Genomic DNA, 20,203 nt, shown 5'->3' with positions numbered 1-20,203 from the left:
CCCCGAGATGCAGGCGATTGCCGGCTGATTCTCAGGTTCCGGGGGTGCCGACAGGCTTGCTGCTGCCGCCCTGGCCGGCTGCCAGGGTGGGCGCTGCGTGCGGACGCATGACTTCGCCCCAGCCCGCGACACCGCGTGTTGCGATGTTTCGAGCCGCGTTGTGATCGGCGTGCCCAACGAAGCCACACCGGCCACAGACGTACGACGCTTGCGAGCGCCGGTTCTTCTTGTCGATCACGCCGCAGTCGCTGCAACGTTGCGAGGTGTAAGCGGGATCGACCTGTACGAAAGCGAGGCCTGCTTGCTCGGCCTTGTACGCGAGGAACCGGCCCAACTGGGCGAACGCCCAGGAGGACAGCGTGGCCCGTTGGGGCTTGCGAAGCCGTACCCGGTCACGGATTCCCGTCAACTGCTCGACGGCGATGCCACGTCCGGTGCGTTCAGCCTCGGCCACGATGCGCTTGCTGATCTGATGGTTCACGTCAGCGGCGAACCGATTCTCCTTTCGGCGGCGTTTCTTCAACAACCGCCGTGCGGAGGAGGTCTTCTTGGCCTGCAACCGCTTGCGGAGGCGCTGCTGCCGCCTGCGGTAGCGGTTCAGGCGAGCCCCGGACATCCGATCGCCGTCGGAGGTCGTTGCGAGGTTCACGATCCCCATGTCAATCCCGAGGAACCCGTTCACGGGCTCCCTCTGGGGAGCCCCAGGCCTGTCGACGACAGCATGTAGCACCCATACTCCGTCGCGGCAGATGAGATCGGTTTCTCTGATCTGGCCAGATCGCAGCAGCGCGAGATGGCCTGGGTGCCCCATGATCCGCACGTTGCGGAGCCGACCGGCGGTGCTCCAGACCGACACGGTGCCCTCGCGGCCGGAGTCTCCGAGTTGCCAGGACAAGCAGCGGGCATCGAACGGTTGCGCCGCATCTGGACGAAACACGATCGGGGTGTCCACGACTTTCCGGCGCCGTGTCGAACCCGGTGGTCCGTAGTTCCCGGCTGTGAGGTTGCCGCGCAACGCCGTATAGGCGTCGGTGGTCTTGCCGATCACCCGGATAGCTGGCTGCGCTGCCAGCCCGAATCGCTCCCGCAGTTCGGTGTAGAAGCGTTTCTGCACGTCGAACTTCCGGAACTCACCGGCGGCGTGCATGCGCCCAGCCAGCCATGACGCAGCGGCATTGCAAGCGCGCAAAGTCACGAGCAGTGCTGACGCCTGCTCCGGCGTCGGCAGCAACCGCACCTGCACCACCTGCTTCATGCCGATCAGCATGGCATTGCTCGACACGACCAAAAGGGCGGCCGATGCTTCTGCCGCTCGTGAGATTTAGGTGAACCTTTACCGCTGAGGACAACTCTCCCCGCGAAGCGCGCGGAACCCTAGCCGCGTGCGTTAGCGATGGGGGTTTCTTCATGCGCTACCTGTTACCGCTGGTCGCCGGCGCCACGCTGGTGGTCGGTCTGGCATCGCCCGCCCAGGCGGCGGCTGCCTCGAACGAGTGGACCGCTGACGTCAGCGGCCGCACCGTCACGTGGGGCGGTTCCCCGCGCACGGGCCTGATCGAGCTCGGCTCGCACAGACTCGCTCAGCCCGCCAACGCGGTCACGGCGGCGGTGACCGGCGATGGTGTCGTCGACGTGCGCGGCCTGCGTGCCGACGGCCAGTGGACCGAGTGGCTGGAGGCGCCGGCGACGTTGCCGGTGACCACGTCCACCATCGAGACCCGCGTGGTTTTGAGCAGTGGCAAGGCATCGCGCGTGAAGCTGACCGCCGGGCAGGCGCCCGCGACCGTGGCCGCTGACGACGTTTCCGTTGCTGCCGCTGGACGTTCGTACCGGGTCTACGCGACGCGTGAGGGTCTCGTGGGTGGCACCACGGCGAACGGCCACACGATCGTTTCGCGTGACCACTTCGTCGCGCTGCCGTCGCGGCGTGGCCTGGCGAACAAGAACTCCGGCAACTACAGCGTGCAGGTGTGCGCGTCGAACGGCCGTTGCGAATGGGCGCCCGTGTGGGACGTCGGCCCGTGGAACACCAAGGACGACTACTGGAACCCGTCCGCGACCCGTGAGAACTGGAAGGACCTGCCGCAGGGCAAGCCGGAAGCGCAGGCGGCGTACGAGAACAACTACAACGGCGGCAAGGACCAGTACGGGCGTGAGGTCGCGAACCCGGCGGGCATCGACCTGGCGGACGGCACGTTCTGGGACGGCCTGAAGCTGACCACGAACTCGTGGGTGACCGTGACCTACCTGTGGACGGGCTCCGGTCCTGTCGGGACGGTCCGCACGTCCGCGGCCAACGGCACGGTGAACGTCCGCAGCGGCGCGAACTCCTCGTCGTCGCAGGTGGGTCTGGCCGGCAACTACGCCCAGGTCAGGGTGACCTGCCAGCTCACGGGCGAGTCGGTGTCGGGCACGCAGGGCACGTCGAACGTCTGGTACCGCATCGCGTCGGGCAAGCACATCGCCAAGGCGTACGTCGCGGGTGTGAGCGGCGCTACTGCCTGCTGATACACCCCTTCGGCGGGTCCTCAGGAGCCATACCGGAGGATGGAGGCATGGCCTCAGTCGTCCAGTGGATCCAGGGGACCCGCCCGCGCACGCTGCCGAACTCGATCGCCCCCGTGGTCGTGGGAGCTGCTGCGGCGCACCACATCGACGAGTTCAACGTGCTCTACACGGTGCTCGCTCTCGTCGTCTCGGTGGCGTTCCAGGTCGGCGTGAACTTCGCGAACGACTACTCCGACGGCATCCGCGGCACCGACGACGACCGGGTGGGACCGTTCCGGCTGACCGGGTCCGGTGCCGCCGAGCCCGCCAAGGTGCGGCTGGCGGCGTTCATCTCGCTCGGTGTCGGTGCGCTGGCCGGCGTGGCGCTGGTGGCGTTGTCGGGGTACTGGTGGCTGCTCGGGTTCGGCGCGGTGTGCATTGCCGGGGCGTGGTTCTACACGGGCGGCAAGCGTCCGTACGGCTACGCGGGCCTCGGCGAGATCGCGGTGTTCCTCTTCTTCGGCCCGGCCGCGGTGCTGGGCACGCTGTACGTGCAGACCGGCGAGATCACCGGCATCGGCATCGGGGCGTCCATCGCGATGGGGTCGATCTCGGCCGCGGTGCTGGTGGCGAACAACCTGCGCGACATCCCGACGGACGCCGTGTCGGGCAAGCGGACTCTGGCCGTGGTGCTGGGCGACAAGGACACCCGCAGGCTGTACCTGGCGCTGGTCGCGGTGCCGTTCCTGATCGCGCTCGGGATGGTCGTGCGCGTGCCGTACGCGTTGCTGGGCTTCCTCGCGGCGCCGGTGCTGCTGCCCGCCGTGCGCCGGGTGGCCGCCGGGCGTGGCGGCCGTGACCTGATCCCGGTGCTGCAGTTCACCGGGATCGCGATGCTGGCGTGGGCCGTGCTGGTCAGCGCCGGCCTGGTCCTGGACTGAGGCTCTACCAGGCGTCCTCGGTGAACTGGGTCGGCTCGTCGTCGTCCGTTCGCACGGGCCTGCGCGGCGGTGGTGGCGGGGCCGTCTCGCCCTTGATCAGCTCGTTCAGCCTGGCGCGGTCGGCGTCGAGTGCCTGGCGCACCAGCGGATCGTGGCCCGCCTCGCCGGTGAGGACCTGACGCCAGCTCAGGCCGGCGCCGCGCGCGATCCGGTCGGCGAGCTGACGCATCGCCGGTGAGGCGTCGCTGGACTTCGCGAACTGCATCACCCTGCGGATGTCCTCAGTGGACGGTTCCTTGCCCTTGAGGTTCTGCTGGGCGGAGCGCATCGCGCGGTCCGCCTCGGCGACAGCGCCCGTCAGGAAGTCCTCCGCCGCGAGGATGTCCGGTGTCCGCCAGGCCGTCATCACCACTTGTCCTCCGTGAAGATGTCGGGAGCGTTCTCGTCGCCGTCGTCACCCCGGTTCCTGCGCGGATCCTGGGCGGCCATGATCTCTTCGGCGGTCAGGCCCTCCTGCAGCATCTGGAACGCCTGCTTCATCTTGTTGACGTTCTCCTGCTGCATGGCCTGCACGTCGGGGTCCTGCGCCGCCTTGCCGGAGACGACGTCCTCCCAGGTGAACTCGCCCGCGTCCACCTTGCGCTTCAACGCTTTGAGCTGTTCTGGCGCGTCCCGCTCCTGCGCTGCCCGCTCGACCTGCTGGGCGATCGCCTTGAAGTCGACCGGCGGAACGGGCGGCAGCGGCGTGTCCTTGAGGCGGTTCGCGAGGTCCTGCGCCTCCTTGAAGCGCGCGTCGACCTGCGCCTCGGCCGCCCGCAGCTCCGCGGACTTCCAGCTGTCCTTCGGGGTGGTCATCAGTTCTCCCTCGCGAAGAGCCCGCGCTGAATCGGCCTGGCCTCACCGCGGATGTCGCCCACCTCGGCGCGCTGCGCGAGGGTGCGCCACTGCCGGAAGTCTACTTCGGACAGACCGAGCTGCAGGGCCGTTTCGTAGTTCTCGCCGAGGAAGTGGAGCACGGCCTGGTCGCCCAGGACGCCGATGATCTCGAACTCCGCACCCCGGTACGTGCAGAGCGTGCGGACCAGCTGGAGGTCCTCGACGACCGCGTCCGGCACCTCGAGGAACTGGACGCCGTTCTCCTCGGTGAAGTCCGGCGGCGCGGGCTGACCGGCCAGCGGGTGCAGCAGAACGGAGCCGGGCGCCGGACCGAAGTCGATGTCGAAGTCCCGTCCCTGGAACTTCCCGATCAGTCCACGACGGACGGTCGGGCGGTGCGGAACCGGGGCCTGCCAGTACCTTCCGGGACCGAAGCTCACGTCCGCGGTGGGGATCCAGCCGGTCTGGCGGTTGAGGTACTTGCCGACGCTGCGTCCGGTGCCGTCCGGTTCGAAGCGCCAGAGTTCCGTGCCCGCGGGGAGTTCGGCGAGCTCCATGACGTACTCGGGGATGGGGTTCGCGCTCGGCGTGTAGCCGGTGCCGGTGAACGGGACCGGGTAGACGCGGGTCGTGCCCATCTTCTGCGCGCCGTCGAGCGTCGGCCCGCCGAAGCTCGTGTCGAAGAGCTCGGTGGTGTGGGCCAGGAAGCGCAGCAGGTACTGGGTGCCCTTCGGCCAGTCCGCGACCTTGTCGACGCCGAACGCCTCGGCGAACTGGTCGGACGTGCCCTGCGGGAAGTCCTGCCCGCGCGTCACGAACCCGGCCGCCCGGTGCGGTTCGAACTTGCCGGGCACCACGACGTTGCCCAGGTAGAGCTGCGCGATCGCGGGGTGCACGATCTTCTGCAGGATCGTCTCCGGCCCGATGCCGGCCGCCTTGCGCACGGCCTGTGGGGTGCTCATCCCGGGTTCTTCTCCTTCCACCGCGCCAGGAAGTCGGTGCGGTCGACCCGCACGTCCTGAAGCTCGTCGACGTCGAGCGTGGCCCGGTAGCCGTTGTACTGGTCGCCTTCGAGCCCGTTCTGCGCGGCCCACACGTACTCGCCGCCCGCGTACCCGGCCTCGGCCTTGCCGTTCTCCGTCCTGACGACGTTGAACGGCTGCCCGCGCCAGGTGGCCGTGCACGTTTCCAGGTACCAGGCCTGGAGTTCTTTCACAGCCACCGTTTTGAGCTCACGGTTCCCGTAGGTCTGGAACCCTTCGCTGGTCGCGTAGGACACGCCGGGGATCTTGCGGATCCACACGTCGTTCCCTTCCGCGCCCGCGAAGTAGGTCTCGCCGCGGTACTCGGCCATCTCCTGGGAGTACTGGGTCATCAGAGCTTCGTCCAGCCGAACTTGCGGTCGTACACGGCGTGCAGTTTCTCAGTTCCGTCCGCGTTCACCTGCCAGATCTCGGCACGATCAGGCAACGGTGTGCCGCCGTCGACGCGCCACTCCGGCATCCCGCCCATCGTCGACCCGGTACCGGTGAACGGGTCGTAGCCGTCGTACGGCTTCGCCGCACCACCTGCCGCCGCCATCTGCTGCTGCGACGACTCGTAGTGCGCCTTCTCCTGCGGTGACTGGTACTGGTCCGCCGGGTACGGCCCTGGCTGGGTGAAGTCCGGCGTGTCCTTCTTCGGCCCGCCGAACGGCACGTTGTGCGCGCCGGCGTTCTGGTCGGTGATCTCGTACCGGAGCTGCATCGCGTTCGGCGCGCCCGCAGGGATGGGCGTCCAGCCCTTGCCCTTGTCGTCGAGCGCGAGGCCGTCCCTGAGCCCTTGCGGCGTGTTGACGTCGACCACGTCCTGGCCGCGGGCGATCGAGCCGCCCATCTGGTTCTGCCAGGTCTCCTGCTTGGTGCCGGCGGCGTGCGGCTGGTCGGGCAGGTAGGTGCTGAGCGCCCCTTGGTTGAGGGCCTTGGTGACGATGTCGCCGGAGTCGACCTTGATCTGGTTGCGGACGTCGGCCACGTGCTGGGCCTCGGCCGGGCTGAGGTCGGTGGACAGCTTCTGGCTCAGCTCGACGTACCGGTCGCGGTCGGCCTGGTTGGGCAGCATCTGCTCGAGCTGGTGCTGGTAGCCCTGACCCTGCGCCGCCATGGCGGCCGCGTCGAAGTGGCCCTTGAGGTCCGGGCCGGTGGGCGGCGGAGGGGTGCTGCCGTCGCCGTTGTCGTTGTGGCCGGGGGTGGTGGCGTCGTCGTGGCCGGGCTTGGGGTCGGTGTCGTGGGTGGCCGGGGTGTCGTGGTCCGGCTGGGTGTCGTGGGGCCTGACGTCCTCGGCACCGCTCGCGTCGGTGTCGTGCGGCTTGCCGTCGTCGGGCCGGGCGTCGCCGTCGTGAGGCTTGGTGTCGGCGTCGTGCGGCTTCGCGTCGCTGTCGTGAGGCTTCGCGTCAGCGTCGTGAGGCTTCGCGTCAGCGTCGTGGGGCTTGGTGTCGCTGTCGTGAGGCTTCGCGTCAGCGTCGTGAGGCTTCGGGTCGGTGTCGTGCGGCTTCGGGTCGGTGTCGTGCGGCTTCGGATCAGCGTCGTGCGGCCGGGTGTCGGCGTCGTGAGGCTTGGTGCCGTCCGGGGTGTCGTGAGGCTTGGTGTCCGTGGACCCGTTGGGCGTGGTGTCGTGGGGACGCGGGCTCGACGGGTCGTGCGGGGCGGTGCCGGAAGGAGTCGTGTCGTGGGGACGCGTGCCGCCGTCGTGCGGTGCCGAGCCTCCCGAGCCGCTGGGGGCCGGGTGGTCCGTGCTGGGGCTCGGGTGGCCGGGAGGGGAGGGCAGACCGCCGCCCGCGCTCGGGGACGCGTGTCCGGGAGGCGACGGGAGACCGCCACCGGAACTCGGTGCCGGGTGGTCCGTGCCGGGAGTCGGGTGTCCGGGAGGCGACGGGAGACCGCCGTCCGTGTGGGACGGGGCCGGCGCGGTCGCCGTGCCCGAGCTGGCGGTCGGGTGGTCAGGGTGCGTGGGCAGGCCGGAGCCGCCTGGCGTCGGGTGAGCACCCGAGTTCGGCGGAGTCGGCAGGCCGCTGCCCGAACCCGGCGTCGCGTGCGCGCCGGAATCGGGCGGGGTCGGCAAGCCGCTGCCCGAGCCAGGCGTTGCGTGACTGCCCGAGTTCGGCGGGGTCGGCAGGCCGCTGCCTGAGCCGGGTGTCGGGTGGGTGCCTGCGGAACCTAGCGTCTGGTGCGTGCCGGGGTGGCTGCCCGACGTGCCGGTGCCCGACGGGGGCGTGGGCAGTCCGGAGCCACCGGGGCGAGTGCCGGACGCCGGGGTCGCGGGCGGGGTGGGAAGGCCTGAGGCGTGACCGGGAGGGGTCGGCAGGCCCGTGGGGGCCTTGGACCCGGTCGGGGCGCCCGCGCTCGGGAAGGACGGGACGCCGCCCGCGCCCGGACGGGAGCCGGAGCTCCTGGTCTGGTCGCCGCCGCCCGCGCCGGGGGCCATGGGGGCGCCCATCGGCATCGCGCCGCCCATGACGGGCTGGTGGGAGGTCGGCGGGGCCGCGGCGGGGGCTGCGCTGGCCGCGTGGGTGGTGTTGATGCTGGGTGGCACGACAGGGCCGTGGCCGCCGGACGAAGGCACGCCGCCTGCGCTGGAGTGACCGCCGGTGGGAACGCCGCCGGTCGGCATGCCGCCACCTCCGCCGCCGCCCGTCGAAGGCGGCGCGGACACGGCTGGGCCGGTGGCTGCCGCGGCGTGGGTGGCAGGAGCGTCGGGTCCGGCGTGCAGGGTGGGCGGGGGCGCTACCGAAGCCCCGCCGGGCGCCACAGAGGAGACGGCGGCCGGTTTGGTGTCCTCCGAACCGCCTGGCGGGGTGTAGATCTCGCGGACCTTCGAGCCGACGTCGCGGCCCCGGTCGGCGATCTCGGTGGCCGAGTCCTTGATGGACGCGGCGTCGTCGCTGATGTCCCTGACGGCGTTGCGGACGTCGCGGCCCGCCTCCGCCACCTCCTGGGTGGCGTTCATGGCCTCGGCGAGGGAGTCGGCGTCCTTGAGCTTGCCGATGGCGGAGAAGACGCGGCCGACGGCGTCGAAGAGCGCCTTCACGTCGGCGATGAGCTTCTGGACCGTGTCGATGATGTCCATCACGCGCCGGTAGATCTGGTACGCGTTCCAGACCATCTCGGCTGCCTTGATCCAGCCGGCGACCGGGATCCAGACGGTGGCGGCGGCTTCGAGGAGCTTGTTGACGAGGTAGTCGAGCAGGCGCGCGGCCTGCTTGCCCAGGGCCTCGGCGCCGGAAGCGACCGTGTCGAAGCCCTTCGCGATCAGCTGGGCGACACCCATCTCGGCGAGCAGGCCCGCCTTCCAGCCGAGAGCGATGTACTTCTCGTGGGCGCGAGCCGCGTCGCCGTCCCAGTGGCCGCGCACCTTGCCCACGGCGTCGGTGAGGTTGTACGAGACGTCGTTCATGGCGTTGCCGACCATGCGCCAGGCGTCGCCGTCCGCACGGATCTTCGACCAGTCGCCGGTGATCGGCGTGATGATCGTGGAGACCAGGCTCTCGCCGGTCACGGCCTCGAACACCCAGTTGACCGCCTGCACGCCCCAGCCCTGGTCGCGCAGGACGTCGTTCAACGACGCCGTGTCGACGTCAGGCTGTTTGAGCGAGGCCGCGACCGGGCGCGGGGAACTGTAGGACGCGGTGGTCACTTCAGCAGCCCCTCGAAGATCCGCCGCTGCAGGGCGTCGATGTCCTCGTAGCCCTTCGCCGTCGCGTCCACCGCCGAAGCCGTGCTTTCGAGCTTCGACTTGCCGAAGTCGAGCGTCTCGTCGAACAGCGCCCGCACGATGTCCACGCCCGGCTGCAGCAACGTCAGCAGGCCGGTGAAGCCCGCCTTGTCGCACGCCGTGGCGTGGACGTACTTGCGGATCGTGTCGAACTCTTGGGCCTCGGTGCGCAGGTACTCGGCGTACGCGCGCATCTCGGCCGCGTCGGTGAACAGCGACGACACAGCGTCCCCCCTGCGGACTCAGGTGCTCAGGTCACGCTGTGACGCAGAACTCTCGTCACCAGTTCCCCGTGCGGTGGAAGTTGTCGAGACGTTCAAGGCACGGGTCGAGATGCATGCCCTGAGCGGATACCCATGTGTCGTCGTAGTAGGTGTTCGCGTAACGCTCGCCGCCGTCGCACAACAAAGTCACCACGCTTCCGCGGGTGCGCGACTGCCTCATCTCGGCCACGATCTGGAACGCTCCCCAGAGATTCGTCCCGGTCGACCCGCCGACCCGCCGTCCGAGCAGGTCCTCCACGTACCGGATCGTCGCGACGGACGACGCGTCCGGCACCTTGATCATCCGGTCGATGACCTCGCCGATGAACGACGGCTCCACCCGCGGCCGCCCGATGCCCTCGATGCCGGACCCGCGCGTCGCGACCAGGTCGCGGTTGCCGTCGCGCCACGCGTCGAAGAAGACCGAGTGCTCGGGGTCGACGACGGCGAGCCGCGTGTTCAGCTTCTGGTAGTGGATGTACCGGCCGATCGTGGCCGACGTGCCGCCCGTGCCCGCGCCCACGACGATCCAGTCGGGGGTGGGCGACGGCTCCAGCTTCATCTGCTCGAAGATCGACTCGGCGATGTTGTTGTTGCCCCGCCAGTCCGTGGCGCGCTCGGCGTGCGTGAACTGGTCCATGAAGTGGCCGCCGAGTTCGGACGCCAGCCGCCGCGACTCGTCGTAGAGCGCCGACGGCTCGTCGATGAAGTGGCACCTGCCGCCCTGACGCTCGATCAGCGCGACCTTCTCCGCCGAGGTGGAGCGGGGCATCACCGCGATGAACGGCAGCCCGAGCAGCCGGGCGAAGTACGCCTCGGACACCGCCGTCGAACCGGAGGAGGCCTCGATGACGGGCGTGCCACCGGTGATCCAGCCGTTGCAGATCGCGTAGAGGAACAACGAGCGCGCCAGGCGGTGCTTCAACGAACCTGTGGGGTGCGTCGACTCGTCCTTCAGGTAGAGGTCGATGCCCCATTCGAGCGGCAACGGGTAGCGCAGCAGATGCGTGTCCGCGCTGCGGTTCGCGTCCGCCTCGATGATCCCGACGGCCTCGCACACCCAGTGCCTGGTCCTGCTGCAAACGCGGTCAACGGAGGTACTCACAGCCCGCACGATAACCGGGCAAACGTCCTACGCCTGGGTGAGAGGACCTTCGTCACCACGCAGTTCGGAACGCAGCTTCTCGCGCTCGGCCCTGCGCACGGCCTGGTGGGCGTCGAGGCCGGTCGCGACCCGCTCCCGCAACCCCTTGAAGATGAACAGCGAGGCCGGCAGCGCCACGACCACGGCCACGGCGAGGGCGGGCAGCAAAGGAACCTTGAACAACATGAGCGCGCCCATCACCACGGCCACGAGGCCGAGGCGGGCGAGGACGTAGAGCGTCACATCACGAGCGAGCACCCGTTCAGGTTACGTCGCCTTCCTCGTCACCGGTGTTCGGGCGTCCCTCGAAGCGCGTGGAAAGCACCACCGTCGTGCGCGTGCGGGCCACACCGTGGATGCGCCGCAACCGCCCGAGCGCGCGCTCCAGATCGTCAACCGTCGAGACCCTGACCTTCACGATGAACGACTCGTCGCCCGCCACCCGGTAGCAGGACTCGACCTCGTTGAGCTCGGCCAAGGCGACCGCGACCTCGTTGTCGTCCGCGATGTCGGTGGGGTGGATGCCGATCAGGGCCGTCACGCCCAGGCCGACCGCGCTGGGGTCGACGACCGCGTGATACCCGACGATCACGCCGCTGGACTCGAGCTTGCCGACTCGCTCGTGCACGGCGGAGGCGGACAGGCCGACCTGCCTGCCGAGGTCGGCGTACGTGGCCCGGCCGTTGGCACGAAGTGCGGCGATGATCTGTCGATCAAGAGCATCCACCCCAAACACCCTAAGCCCACGCGTGCACTCGCGTAGCGGCGGTCACACATGCGCGCTGATCGTGGCGATCACACGGGTCGCGAGTTCGCGTCGGCCGACTTCCCGGCGAACTCGCCGCGCGAGCGGAGCGAGCGCAGTGTGAACTGTCCGAATCGCCCTGGTCGTCCCTTACTACCTCTTTACCAAAAAACAAGCGTTCGAGTACCTGATGGGTCAGATGCCACGATCAGACCGGAACGTCTGATCTGAGGAGGACGAGTGACTGCAGCCACCGAGCGGCTCTTGACGCCTGGGGAAGTCGCCAATCTGTTCCGGGTCGACCCGAAGACCGTGACCCGATGGGCCACCGCAGGTCGCATCGGCTCGATCCGCACCCCTGGAGGACATCGCAGGTTCCGTGAGACCGAGGTGAAGGCTCTGCTTTCGGAGCTGACCACCGAGGCGACTGAACCCGTCCGCCACTGAAACCGTAGTTATCCCTGTGCCGCGGGTAATCTCGTGGCAAAGGGAGGTGGCGACACGATGATCTACCTGCTGGCGGTGATCGGTGCGCTCACCGTGGCTGTGCTCGTGTGGCGAGCGTTCGCCCCGCAGCACTCGGAGTACACCCCAGGCCGCAAGGTGATCGCGCCCGACGACGACCCGGAGTTCCTGCGCAAGCTCGATGAGCAGCGCAAGCGCGACGAGTGACGGAAAAGGGGCCCTGATCAACAGGACCCCTTTCCGCTAGTTTTCAGACCGGCTCAGGAGTGCGGGAAGTCGTCCGCCACCACGGCGGCAAGTTCCAGCAGCGCGAGCCGGGTCTCCGGCGCGAGCTGGTCCAGTGCGATCTCCGCGCCTTCTTCGAGGTGCTCGTCGAACGGCAGGCGGACCACGGCGCGGCATCGCTGCTGGAAGTGCGCGGCGAGCTTGTCGAGGTCGACCTTGCCCGACTTCGGGCGCACCGAGTTGATCACGCAGACGGACTTCGCGACCAGGTCGCGGTAGCCGTGCGCCTCCAGCCAGTCGAGCGTCGCCGCTGACGTCTGCGCGCCGTCGACCGAGCCGGACGACACCAGGACGAGCGAGTCCGCCTCGTCCAGGACGCCCTTCATCGCGGAGTGCATCAGGCCGGTGCCGCAGTCGGTGAGCACGATGTTGTAGAAGAGCTCCAGCAGGTCCACCGTGCGCCGGTAGTCGTCCTCGCTGAACGCCTCCGAGACGGACGGGTCCTGCTCGGACGCCAGCACTTCGAGGCGCGCCGGCGACTGCGAGGTGTACGCGCGCACGTCGCTGTACTTCTTGATCTTCGGGGCGTCGCGCAGCAGGTGACGCACGGTCGCCGTGGTCTCGCGCGGGATCTTCAACGCCAGCGTGCCGCGGTCGGGGTTCGCGTCGACCGCGACCACCCTGTCGCCGCGCAGCGACGAGAACGTCGAACCCAGCGTCGTGGTCGTCGTGGTCTTGCCGACGCCGCCCTTGAGGGACAGCATCGCGATCTTGTAGCACCCGCGCAGCGGCTGGTTGATCCGGGCGATCAGCTCGCGTCGCCGCACGTCGGCGGGGCTCTCGCCGAGGTTGATGGCGCCACCGGTCAGCGAGTGCAGGGACTTGCGCCAGCCAGAGGTCGGCGGACGCTTCTCCTTCTTGATCAGCTGCTGCGACGACACTTCCTGTGCCTGCGAGCGGTACTCCTGCTGCGGGAAGTTGTTCGGGTACTGAGCGCCGGCGAACTGGCCGTACTGCGCGGTGTTCGGGGTGTTGTGGGGACCCGACTGGCCGCCACCCACCTGGTAGGGGCCTGACTGCGCACCCGGCACCGGGTAGGAACCCGACGCGTTGCCCGGCACCTGGTACGGGCCGGAGGCGTTGCCCGGCACCTGATAGGGGCCGGAGGCGTTGCCTGGCACCTGGTACGGGCCGGAGGCGTTGCCGGGCACCTGGTAGGACCCCGACTGGTTGCCCAAGTTGTACGGGCCGGACTGGCCGCCGCTGACGTGCTGCGGACCGGACTGCTGCGGGTCGAGGTAGGCCGCCGCCTGCGGGTCGACGTACTGCGGGCCGGAGCCCTGTTCCTCACCCGGTGGTTGCCATGTCACCGCTGTGGCCCTCCCTGAGCAAGAGGGACCGAGACTTCCCCGACCCCCAGGTTGCGACGGTACGCAACCGGCAACGGTTCCATCGACCTGGGGGCTAACTCGTTAGAGACCCGCGTACGAATGCAACCCGCTGGTGACCAAGTTGATGAAGAACAGGTTGAACACGTTCAGGGCAAAGCCCGCGATGTTGATCCAAGCGGCTCCACGGCCACGCCATCCGGCCGTAGCTCGCGCGTGCAGATACGCCGCGTAGACCACCCACGAGACGAACGCGACCGTCTCCTTCGGGTCCCAGCCCCAGAACCGGCCCCACGCGGCCTCCGCCCAGATCGCGCCGAGGATGATCCCGGCCGTGAACAGCGGGAACGCCAGCACGGTGGTCCGGTACGACATCCGGTCGAGCACGTCGGCGGACGGCAGCTTCGGGAAGCGGTCCGACCTGGAGTCCTTGAGCAGGTAGAGGATCGACGTCACGCCGGGGATCAGCAGCACACCGGACGAGATCGAGATCACCGAGACGTGGATCACCAGCCAGTACGACCGCAGCGCCGGCTGGACGGGCGCGGCCTCGGCGTACAGGACGGTGCCGCCGAGGAACAGCAGGACCAGGATCGGCGGCAGCACGAACACGCCGAGACGGCGGATCGGGAACTTCGCCATCAGCACGATCCACGTCACCACGGCCGCGAGGCACAGCAGCGACATGTACTCGTACATGTTGCCCCACGGCGCACGCCCGGCTGAGAGTCCGCGCATGACCAACGATCCGAGGTGCAGCACCGCGCCGAGGACCGTCATCGCGGCGCCCATGCGGCCGATGCGCTCGGCCCTGGTCAGCTCGGCTTTCGGCTCGTCGACGAGGACGTCCGGCCCGCCGGCGCCCACCAGCGCCTTGCGCGGGGCACGGGCGAAGGCCTGCTCGACCGCGTAGAGCAGGATCGCGAAGAGGTAGACCCCGAGTGCGCTGCGGTACAGCCAGTCGCTGTAGGTCGCGAGGGTCTCGTTGACCGGCATCAGGACTTCTCCTCGTTCAGCACCGCGCGGGCGAGCCGCGTGAACTCCTCGCCGTATCCTGCCTGGTCAGTGCGGGCGAGCCCACCGACCTCGACCAAAGTACGCCCGTCGTCCAGACGAGTCGCACGGACCCACACCCTGCGGCGCTTGACGGTCAGCGAGACCCCCAGGCCGAGGATGATCAGGATGGCGAACATCAGCACGTAACCCTGGGTCGGGTCGTGCGAGACCTGCAACGACACCCAGTCGCTCACGGAGTCGAAGCGCACCTTCGTGCCGTCGTCGAGCGCGATCTCCTCGCCCAGCGCGAGGTTCTTGCGCGCGACCTTCTGCAACCGGCCCTGGTCGACCATCTTCTGGTCGATCGAGAAGATCGACTGGCCGCGGCCGTCGTCCACGCCCAGGTCGCCGCGGTACACGTCGACGGCGACCATCGGGTCGTTCAGCGCCGGGAACTTCGAGTTCAGGATGTTGCCGTGCAGCAACGGCGTCGGCGCCAGCAGGCCCGTCACCGCGATCTGGTTCTTGCGCCGCGTCTCGGAGTCCGTGACTCCGGGCGGGTCGAACTTCGTCGCGCCCTCCGAGGCCAGCGTGAGCTGGTCGGTCGGCAGCCACTGGATGCCCTGCGTGCGCTTCTCGCCGTTGGGGAACGTCACCGTGAACGTCGGCGTGTAACCGTGGCCGAGCAGGTAGAGCCGGTCGCCTTCGGTGCGCAGCGGGTGGTTGACCTGCAGCGTGTACGGATTCCAGGTGTTCGAGGCGAGGCTCTCGCCCGACTGGTAGCGGATGTCCGCCTTGAAGCCGACGGGCTGGCCGTTGTCGAGGTACTCGGCGGAGAACTTGCCGATCTCGACGCAGAACGGCGTGAGGTCCGTGCCGTCGACCCGCAGGCCCGGCCGGAACTGGTCGTAGTTGAAGATGCCGCCGTTGCAGAACTGGCCGCCGTCGGCCTGGACGATGATCTGGCCCTCGTAGTTGAACATCTTGCCCAGCGCGAACGACACCAGCAGGCCGAGCAGCGCGAAGTGGAAGATCAGGTTGCCGGTCTCGCGCAGGAACCCGCGTTCGGCGCTGACCGTGTCCTCACCGGTCTCCATCCGCCAGCCGCGCAGGACCTTCTTGGCTCGTGCGACGGCCTCGTCCGGCGTCACGTCGAGCTCGGCCTGGGCGTGGTGCGGCATCCGCGAGAGATTGCGCGGCGTGAGCACCGGCTTCGCGCGCATCTGCTTGAAGTACTCCCACGTGCGGGGAAGCAGACACCCGACGAGGGACGTGAACAGCAGCAGGTAGATCGCGGCGAACCACGGCGTGGCGTACACCTCGAAGAACCCGAGCTTGAGCAGCAGCTGGCCCCACCAGCCGCGCTGGGCGACGTAGTCGTCGACCTTCGCGGCGTTGAGCGAGAGCTGTGGCAGCAACGCGCCGGGCATCGCCGCGAGCGCGAGCAGGAACAGCAGGGTCAGCGCGGTCCTCATCGAGGTGAGCCCGCGCCACGTGTTGCGGAGGAAGGCGATCACTAGAGCGGCAGCCTCACGACGTCGACGAACGAGTAGCGCAGCCACCCGACGAACTCACCCCAGAGCCCGGTGACCAGCGCGATCCCGACCAGGATCAGCAGCACGCCACCGAAGATCTGCACCTGCCGGGCGTGCGTGCGCAGCCACTTCGTGACGCCCAGCGCCCACCGAGCGCCGAGCGCGAGCACCACGAACGGCAACCCGAGCCCCAGGCAGTAGGCCAGGACCAGCACCGCACCGCGCGCCGTCGACGACCCGACCTCGGTGCTGCGCGCGACGGCGAGCACGCCGGCCAGCGTCGGCCCGAGACACGGCGTCCACCCGAGCGCGAACACGGCCCCGAGCACCGGAGCGCCGAACAACCCGGCGTTGGGCTTGGTGTGGAACCGCACGTCCTTCTGCAACGCCGGCACGAGTCCGAGGAACACCAGTCCCATCAGGATCGTGACGACACCACCGATGCGCTGGAACAGATCGGCGTTGAGGAACAACGCGTCCGACGCACCGAGGATGGCCATCGAGGCCAACGCGAAGACGACCGTGAACCCGAGCACGAACAGCAACGAGGCCCCGGCGACGCGCCACCGGCCCTGCTTCGCCGGCTCGTTCGCCTCCACCCGAGGCGCCTCGGCACCGACCAGACCGGCGAGGTACGCGAGGTAGCCGGGCACGAGCGGCACCACGCACGGTGACGCGAACGAGATGAACCCAGCGAGCAAGGCAACCCCGGTGGCCAGCAGCAACGGCCCGGAGATCGCCAGATCGGTGGGGTTCACAGACCTCAGAGTAGGTAGTTGCCCAGATCACGCGACCACCGGCATCGGTTTGACCCAACACAAGGCTTGGGCCAAAAGTGCCAACAATTGCCGCTTGTGGGTGACATCACGGTTGCTTAGCGTCAGCTCATGCATCGTTCCCGGCTGCTACTCCCCGCGTTCACCGTCGCGGCGCTGGCACTGTTCGCGCAGGTACCGGCCGGTGGCGCTGCCCCGGCGATGGAATGGCGCGAGGTCTTCAACGAGGACGGCTCCATCACCCAGGCCCTGACCCCGAAAGCACCAGCCGAGAAATCGACGAACTTCCGCGCCCTGGTCGCGGCCGACGTGGTCCCCGTCCAGGTCACCGGTGACTCGGCAGACCGCTTCGACCTCGTCTTCGTGGGCGACGGCTACACGGCCGACGACCTGGAGACCTACACCGGCAACGTGAAGAGCAAGTGGCAGGAGCTCTCCGCCGTGGAGCCCTTCGCCTCCTACAAGGACTACTTCAACGTCTGGCAGGTCAACGTCGTCTCCGCCGAGTCCGGTGTGGACCACGACCCGACCAAGGGCCTGCTCAAGAACACCGCGCTGGACATGGGCTTCTGGTGCCAGGGCCGCGACGCGAACACCGAGCGCCTGCTCTGCGTCAACGAGACCAAGGCCAAGGAGTTCGCGGCCCTCGCCCCGCAGGCCGACCAGGTGATCGCCCTCGGCAACACCGCGAAGTACGGCGGCGCGGGCGGTTCGGTGGCCACCGCCTCCGGCTCGAACGCCCAGGCAGGCCAGATCGCGATCCACGAACTCGGCCACTCGATCGGCGGCCTGGCCGACGAGTACGACTACCCGTACGTGAACTACGTGGGCTCCGAACCGCGCGAGATCAACGTGACCAACGACCCGACCGGCGCGAAGTGGGGCGAGTACCTGGGCAAGCCCTCTCCGGACGGCGGCGTGGTCGCCCCGGTCGAGGGTGCGCGGTACTACAAGACGGGCCTCTACCGGCCGACCGGCAACTCGATCATGCGCACGCTGGGCAAGCAGTTCAACTCGATCGGCCGTGACGCGATGGTCAAGGCCTTCAAGGCCAAGATCCCGTCGCTGAACGCCCCGGTGGAACCGCCCGCCCAGTAAGCGAGCGACACGAAGAAGGGGGCCTCACGGCCCCCTTTCTCATTCCTTGGCCAGCTCGTCCAGAACGGTCTGGAGGTCGGAGGCCAGCACCGGCACCAGGAACGCCGCCGCCACCTTGTGGTCCTTGTCCACGATGAACGTGGAGGGCACGGTGTTGGCCGGAACGCCCCGGAACACGTTGATGAAGCTCCGGGCCGAAGCGTCGTAAATGGACGGATAGGTCAGCGACCGGTCCTTCATGAAGTCCCGGGGATGGTCCTTCGAGGTCTCCTTGACGTCGACCCCGAGCACCTGGGTCCCGGCGTCGAAGATCTTCTGCATCTCGGGCGCCTCGGTCCGGCAGGGCCCGCACCAGGCACCCCAGATGTTGATCACGACGGGCTTGCCCGCGTAGTCGGAGAGCTTGACGACCTTGCCCTCTTCGAGCAGGGACTCGCCTTCGAGCCCCTTCAACTCCTTGCGCTCGCTCGGCGCGTACCGGATCTTGACCTGCCCACCGGGCGCCACGAGGTAGAAGTCCCCCGCCCCGACCTGGGCGGCGTCCTTCCCTGTGGCGCACCCGGTGAGCAGCAGAAGCAGGACCAGGAACCGCTTCATGCCCCGGTCACCCGAGGGTTCGTGGCACCTACCGGTTCGGAGTAGGCGATCCGGACCAGCTGCTCACCGTCGAAGATCAACGAGGTGAGCGAGGCGAGCGAGCACTCCCGTTTGCGCGGGTCGTGCCACATCCGCTTGCCCTCCAGGAACCGTCGCACGGTCCAAATGGGCAGCTGATGCGAAACGCACACGGCCTCATGCCCTTCGGCGGCGGCACGGGCCTTCTGCACCGCCCCCATCATCCGGTGGGCGATCTCGATGTACGGCTCACCCCACGAGGGCTTGAACGGGTTGACCAGCTTCGGCCAGTGCTGCGGCGACCGCAGAGCACCGTCGCCGACAGCGACCTTCAGCCCCTCGAACTGGTTGTCGGCCTCGATCAACCGGTCGTCGGTGGCCAGTTCCAGCCGATGCGAGTCGGCGATGGGCGAGGCGGTCTGCTGTGCACGGTCCAAAGGGGACGCGACGACGTGCACGATGTCGTGGTCCGCCAGGTGCTCGGCCACGGTCAGCGCCTGCTTCTGGCCCCGCTCGGACAGCTTGAAGCCGGGAAGGCGGCCGTAGAGGACGCCGGTCGGGTTGTGCACCTCGCCGTGGCGGAGCAGGTGGACGACGGTGCGGGTCACTTGCGGGCCTCCTTGGCGGCACGGGCCGCGTGCGGCAGTGCGTCGGCGATCACTGCGAACTCCTCTTCACCCATGGCGGCGTTGACGAACCACGCCTCGAACGCCGACGGCGGGGCGTAGACGCCTCGCTCCAGCAGGGCGTGGAAGAACGGCGGGAAGCGCCACGTCTCGCACGCCTGCGCGCCCGCGTAGTCCTTCACCTCGGTGGCACCGAAGAACACGCTCACCAGGTTCCCAGCGAACTGCACCCGGTGCTCGACACCGGTCTCGGCCAACGCGGCCGCGAACAGCGCGCCGAGGCGCGTGGCGTTGCGGTCGAGGGCCCGGTAGACGTCCTCGTCGGCGGCCTTCAGCGTGGCCAGGCCGGCGGCGACGGCCACGGGGTTACCGGACAGCGTTCCCGCCTGGTAGACGGGGCCGGAGGGCGCCAGCCGCGCCATGACGTCCGCGCGGCCGCCGAACGCCGCCGCGGGCAGGCCGCCGGACATGACCTTGCCGAACGTGTAGAGGTCGCCGCGCACGCGCTCCAGGCCGAACCAGCCGGCGCGCGAGACGCGGAAGCCCGTCATGACCTCGTCCATGATCAACAACGCGCCGTCGGCGTCGCAGATCTCCCGCAGGCCCGCGTTGAAGTCCTGGCCGGGCGCGACCGCGCCCATGTTGCCCGCGGCAGCCTCCGTGATGACACAGGCGATCTCACCGGGGTTCTCCGCGAACGCCGCTCGCACGGCCTCGATGTCGTTGTACGGCAGGACGATCGTGTCCTCGGCCTGCGCGCCCGTGACACCCGGCGACGAAGGCAGGCCCAGGGTCGCGACGCCGGAGCCCGCCTGGGCGAGCAGCGCGTCGACGTGGCCGTGGTAGCAACCGGCGAACTTGATGATCTTGCGGCGCTCGGTGAAGCCGCGCGCGAGGCGGATCGCGCTCATCGTGGCCTCGGTGCCCGAGTTGACCAGGCGGACCTGGCGGACCGGCTCGACCCGGTCGATGATCTCGGCCGCGAGGTCGATCTCGCCCTCGGTCGGCGTGCCGAACGACAGACCGTTCACCGCCGCCTTCTGCACGGCCTCGACCACGGCAGGGTGGGCGTGCCCGAGGATCATCGGGCCCCACGAGGACACCAGGTCGACGTACCGGTTGCCGTCCGCGTCCCACAGGTGCGGGCCCTCGCCGCGAACCATGAATCGCGGGGTGCCGCCGACGGAGTGGAACGCCCGCACCGGAGAGTTGACCCCGCCGGGGGTCAGCGTCGACGCGCGCTCGAACAGGGCCTGGGATCGACTCGCAGTCAC

22 protein-coding genes are annotated in these 20,203 nt (G+C 69.0%); 5 read left to right on the top strand and 17 right to left on the bottom strand.

Annotated features, from left to right (window positions below; genetic code table 11):
- Positions 1-31: 31 nt before the first annotated feature.
- Positions 32-1,267: an RNA-guided endonuclease InsQ/TnpB family protein gene (locus OG205_RS35310; protein WP_330272230.1), complete on the bottom strand. Its 1,236-nt coding sequence runs from the start codon at positions 1,265-1,267 to the stop codon at positions 32-34.
- Between the two features lie 140 nt (positions 1,268-1,407).
- On the opposite strand from OG205_RS35310, the gene OG205_RS35305 reads away from it, so the two are divergent.
- Entirely contained in the window at positions 1,408-2,508 is a 1,101-nt protein-coding gene (locus tag OG205_RS35305) for a hypothetical protein (protein WP_330272229.1), read from the top strand.
- 47 nt (positions 2,509-2,555) lie between these two features.
- Positions 2,556-3,428, top strand: a complete 873-nt coding sequence (locus OG205_RS35300) for a 1,4-dihydroxy-2-naphthoate polyprenyltransferase (RefSeq protein ID WP_330272228.1) — start codon at positions 2,556-2,558, stop codon at positions 3,426-3,428.
- Positions 3,429-3,432: 4 nt separating this feature from the next.
- On the opposite strand, the gene OG205_RS35295 is transcribed toward OG205_RS35300, so the two are convergent.
- The 9 genes from OG205_RS35295 to OG205_RS35255 are packed head-to-tail and all read right to left on the bottom strand — an operon-like array spanning position 3,433 to position 11,187.
- On the bottom strand, positions 3,433-3,834 hold the full coding sequence (locus OG205_RS35295; RefSeq protein ID WP_330272227.1) for a hypothetical protein: 402 nt from the start codon (positions 3,832-3,834) through the stop codon (positions 3,433-3,435).
- On the bottom strand, positions 3,834-4,283 hold the full coding sequence (locus OG205_RS35290) for a hypothetical protein (protein WP_330272226.1): 450 nt from the start codon (positions 4,281-4,283) through the stop codon (positions 3,834-3,836). The genes OG205_RS35295 and OG205_RS35290 overlap by 1 nt, the downstream gene beginning before the upstream one ends.
- Positions 4,283-5,266, bottom strand: a complete 984-nt coding sequence (locus OG205_RS35285; RefSeq protein ID WP_330272225.1) for a hypothetical protein — start codon at positions 5,264-5,266, stop codon at positions 4,283-4,285. Before OG205_RS35285 ends, OG205_RS35290 begins: the two co-directional genes overlap by 1 nt.
- Positions 5,263-5,679 (bottom strand): hypothetical protein, encoded by a 417-nt coding sequence (locus tag OG205_RS35280; RefSeq protein ID WP_330272224.1) that lies wholly within the window; start codon positions 5,677-5,679, stop codon positions 5,263-5,265. The genes OG205_RS35285 and OG205_RS35280 overlap by 4 nt, the downstream gene beginning before the upstream one ends.
- The gene (locus tag OG205_RS35275; RefSeq protein WP_330272223.1) at positions 5,679-8,975 is read right to left on the bottom strand and encodes a hypothetical protein; all 3,297 of its coding nucleotides are present in this window, start codon (positions 8,973-8,975) and stop codon (positions 5,679-5,681) included. The genes OG205_RS35280 and OG205_RS35275 overlap by 1 nt, the downstream gene beginning before the upstream one ends.
- Positions 8,972-9,277: a hypothetical protein gene (locus tag OG205_RS35270; RefSeq protein WP_330272222.1), complete on the bottom strand. Its 306-nt coding sequence runs from the start codon at positions 9,275-9,277 to the stop codon at positions 8,972-8,974. The genes OG205_RS35275 and OG205_RS35270 overlap by 4 nt, the downstream gene beginning before the upstream one ends.
- Before the next feature lie 55 nt (positions 9,278-9,332).
- Positions 9,333-10,421, bottom strand: coding sequence for a PLP-dependent cysteine synthase family protein (locus OG205_RS35265; protein WP_319976803.1), 1,089 nt, complete (start codon positions 10,419-10,421; stop codon positions 9,333-9,335).
- Positions 10,422-10,448: 27 nt separating this feature from the next.
- Entirely contained in the window at positions 10,449-10,718 is a 270-nt protein-coding gene (locus tag OG205_RS35260) for a DUF4229 domain-containing protein (protein WP_330272221.1), read from the bottom strand.
- A gap of 4 nt (positions 10,719-10,722) precedes the next feature.
- Positions 10,723-11,187, bottom strand: coding sequence for an Lrp/AsnC family transcriptional regulator (locus OG205_RS35255; protein ID WP_330272220.1), 465 nt, complete (start codon positions 11,185-11,187; stop codon positions 10,723-10,725).
- A 258-nt stretch (positions 11,188-11,445) separates the two neighbouring features.
- On the opposite strand from OG205_RS35255, the gene OG205_RS35250 reads away from it, so the two are divergent.
- Both OG205_RS35250 and OG205_RS35245 read left to right on the top strand, forming a co-directional pair.
- The gene (locus OG205_RS35250) at positions 11,446-11,652 is read left to right on the top strand and encodes a BldC family transcriptional regulator (protein WP_030473853.1); all 207 of its coding nucleotides are present in this window, start codon (positions 11,446-11,448) and stop codon (positions 11,650-11,652) included.
- A 57-nt stretch (positions 11,653-11,709) separates the two neighbouring features.
- Positions 11,710-11,877: a hypothetical protein gene (locus OG205_RS35245; RefSeq protein ID WP_086667950.1), complete on the top strand. Its 168-nt coding sequence runs from the start codon at positions 11,710-11,712 to the stop codon at positions 11,875-11,877.
- 53 nt (positions 11,878-11,930) lie between these two features.
- Here the strand turns inward: OG205_RS35245 and OG205_RS35240 are convergent, their stop codons facing one another.
- From OG205_RS35240 to OG205_RS35225, 4 genes are all read right to left on the bottom strand, one after another.
- On the bottom strand, positions 11,931-13,265 hold the full coding sequence (locus OG205_RS35240) for a MinD/ParA family ATP-binding protein (protein ID WP_330272219.1): 1,335 nt from the start codon (positions 13,263-13,265) through the stop codon (positions 11,931-11,933).
- Between the two features lie 102 nt (positions 13,266-13,367).
- Positions 13,368-14,279 carry a c-type cytochrome biogenesis protein CcsB gene (gene ccsB / locus OG205_RS35235; RefSeq protein ID WP_330272218.1) on the bottom strand — a complete coding sequence of 304 codons (912 nt, stop codon included), beginning with the start codon at positions 14,277-14,279 and terminating at the stop codon, positions 13,368-13,370.
- Positions 14,279-15,754, bottom strand: coding sequence for a cytochrome c biogenesis protein ResB (gene resB, locus OG205_RS35230; RefSeq protein ID WP_330278296.1), 1,476 nt, complete (start codon positions 15,752-15,754; stop codon positions 14,279-14,281). The genes ccsB and resB overlap by 1 nt, the downstream gene beginning before the upstream one ends.
- 41 nt (positions 15,755-15,795) lie before the next feature.
- Positions 15,796-16,581, bottom strand: coding sequence for a cytochrome c biogenesis CcdA family protein (locus tag OG205_RS35225; RefSeq protein WP_319976956.1), 786 nt, complete (start codon positions 16,579-16,581; stop codon positions 15,796-15,798).
- A 120-nt stretch (positions 16,582-16,701) separates the two neighbouring features.
- Here OG205_RS35225 and OG205_RS35220 point away from each other — a divergent pair, with 120 nt between their 5' ends.
- Positions 16,702-17,688 (top strand): M64 family metallopeptidase, encoded by a 987-nt coding sequence (locus OG205_RS35220; protein ID WP_330272217.1) that lies wholly within the window; start codon positions 16,702-16,704, stop codon positions 17,686-17,688.
- A gap of 39 nt (positions 17,689-17,727) precedes the next feature.
- Here the strand turns inward: OG205_RS35220 and OG205_RS35215 are convergent, their stop codons facing one another.
- Genes OG205_RS35215 through hemL form a run of 3 tightly spaced genes read right to left on the bottom strand, consistent with a single transcriptional unit; the run spans position 17,728 to position 20,203 of the window.
- Positions 17,728-18,285: a TlpA family protein disulfide reductase gene (locus OG205_RS35215; protein ID WP_330272216.1), complete on the bottom strand. Its 558-nt coding sequence runs from the start codon at positions 18,283-18,285 to the stop codon at positions 17,728-17,730.
- The gene (locus OG205_RS35210) at positions 18,282-18,911 is read right to left on the bottom strand and encodes a histidine phosphatase family protein (RefSeq protein WP_330272215.1); all 630 of its coding nucleotides are present in this window, start codon (positions 18,909-18,911) and stop codon (positions 18,282-18,284) included. Before OG205_RS35210 ends, OG205_RS35215 begins: the two co-directional genes overlap by 4 nt.
- Positions 18,908-20,203 (bottom strand): glutamate-1-semialdehyde 2,1-aminomutase, encoded by a 1,296-nt coding sequence (gene hemL, locus OG205_RS35205; protein WP_330272214.1) that lies wholly within the window; start codon positions 20,201-20,203, stop codon positions 18,908-18,910. Before hemL ends, OG205_RS35210 begins: the two co-directional genes overlap by 4 nt.

It is taken from the genome of Lentzea sp. NBC_00516, from assembly GCF_036346835.1.
Lineage (GTDB): Bacteria > Actinomycetota > Actinomycetes > Mycobacteriales > Pseudonocardiaceae > Lentzea > Lentzea sokolovensis.
Note: the sequence above shows the minus strand (reverse complement) of the source record. Positions and strands in the feature narration are given on the sequence as shown.

What these genes read in the sequence shown, in the direction of transcription:
- OG205_RS35310 (WP_330272230.1), bottom strand. Translation starts at nt 1,267, where the DNA reads ATGCTGATCGGCATGAAGCAGGTGGTGCAGGTGCGGTTGCTGCCGACG.
- OG205_RS35305 (WP_330272229.1), top strand. Translation starts at nt 1,408, where the DNA reads ATGCGCTACCTGTTACCGCTGGTCGCCGGCGCCACGCTGGTGGTCGGT.
- OG205_RS35300 (WP_330272228.1), top strand. Translation starts at nt 2,556, where the DNA reads ATGGCCTCAGTCGTCCAGTGGATCCAGGGGACCCGCCCGCGCACGCTG.
- OG205_RS35295 (WP_330272227.1), bottom strand. Translation starts at nt 3,834, where the DNA reads ATGACGGCCTGGCGGACACCGGACATCCTCGCGGCGGAGGACTTCCTG.
- OG205_RS35290 (WP_330272226.1), bottom strand. Translation starts at nt 4,283, where the DNA reads ATGACCACCCCGAAGGACAGCTGGAAGTCCGCGGAGCTGCGGGCGGCC.
- OG205_RS35285 (WP_330272225.1), bottom strand. Translation starts at nt 5,266, where the DNA reads ATGAGCACCCCACAGGCCGTGCGCAAGGCGGCCGGCATCGGGCCGGAG.
- OG205_RS35280 (WP_330272224.1), bottom strand. Translation starts at nt 5,679, where the DNA reads ATGACCCAGTACTCCCAGGAGATGGCCGAGTACCGCGGCGAGACCTAC.
- OG205_RS35245 (WP_086667950.1), top strand. Translation starts at nt 11,710, where the DNA reads ATGATCTACCTGCTGGCGGTGATCGGTGCGCTCACCGTGGCTGTGCTC.
- ccsB (WP_330272218.1), bottom strand. Translation starts at nt 14,279, where the DNA reads ATGCCGGTCAACGAGACCCTCGCGACCTACAGCGACTGGCTGTACCGC.
- resB (WP_330278296.1), bottom strand. Translation starts at nt 15,754, where the DNA reads ATGAGGACCGCGCTGACCCTGCTGTTCCTGCTCGCGCTCGCGGCGATG.
- OG205_RS35220 (WP_330272217.1), top strand. Translation starts at nt 16,702, where the DNA reads ATGCATCGTTCCCGGCTGCTACTCCCCGCGTTCACCGTCGCGGCGCTG.
- OG205_RS35215 (WP_330272216.1), bottom strand. Translation starts at nt 18,285, where the DNA reads ATGAAGCGGTTCCTGGTCCTGCTTCTGCTGCTCACCGGGTGCGCCACA.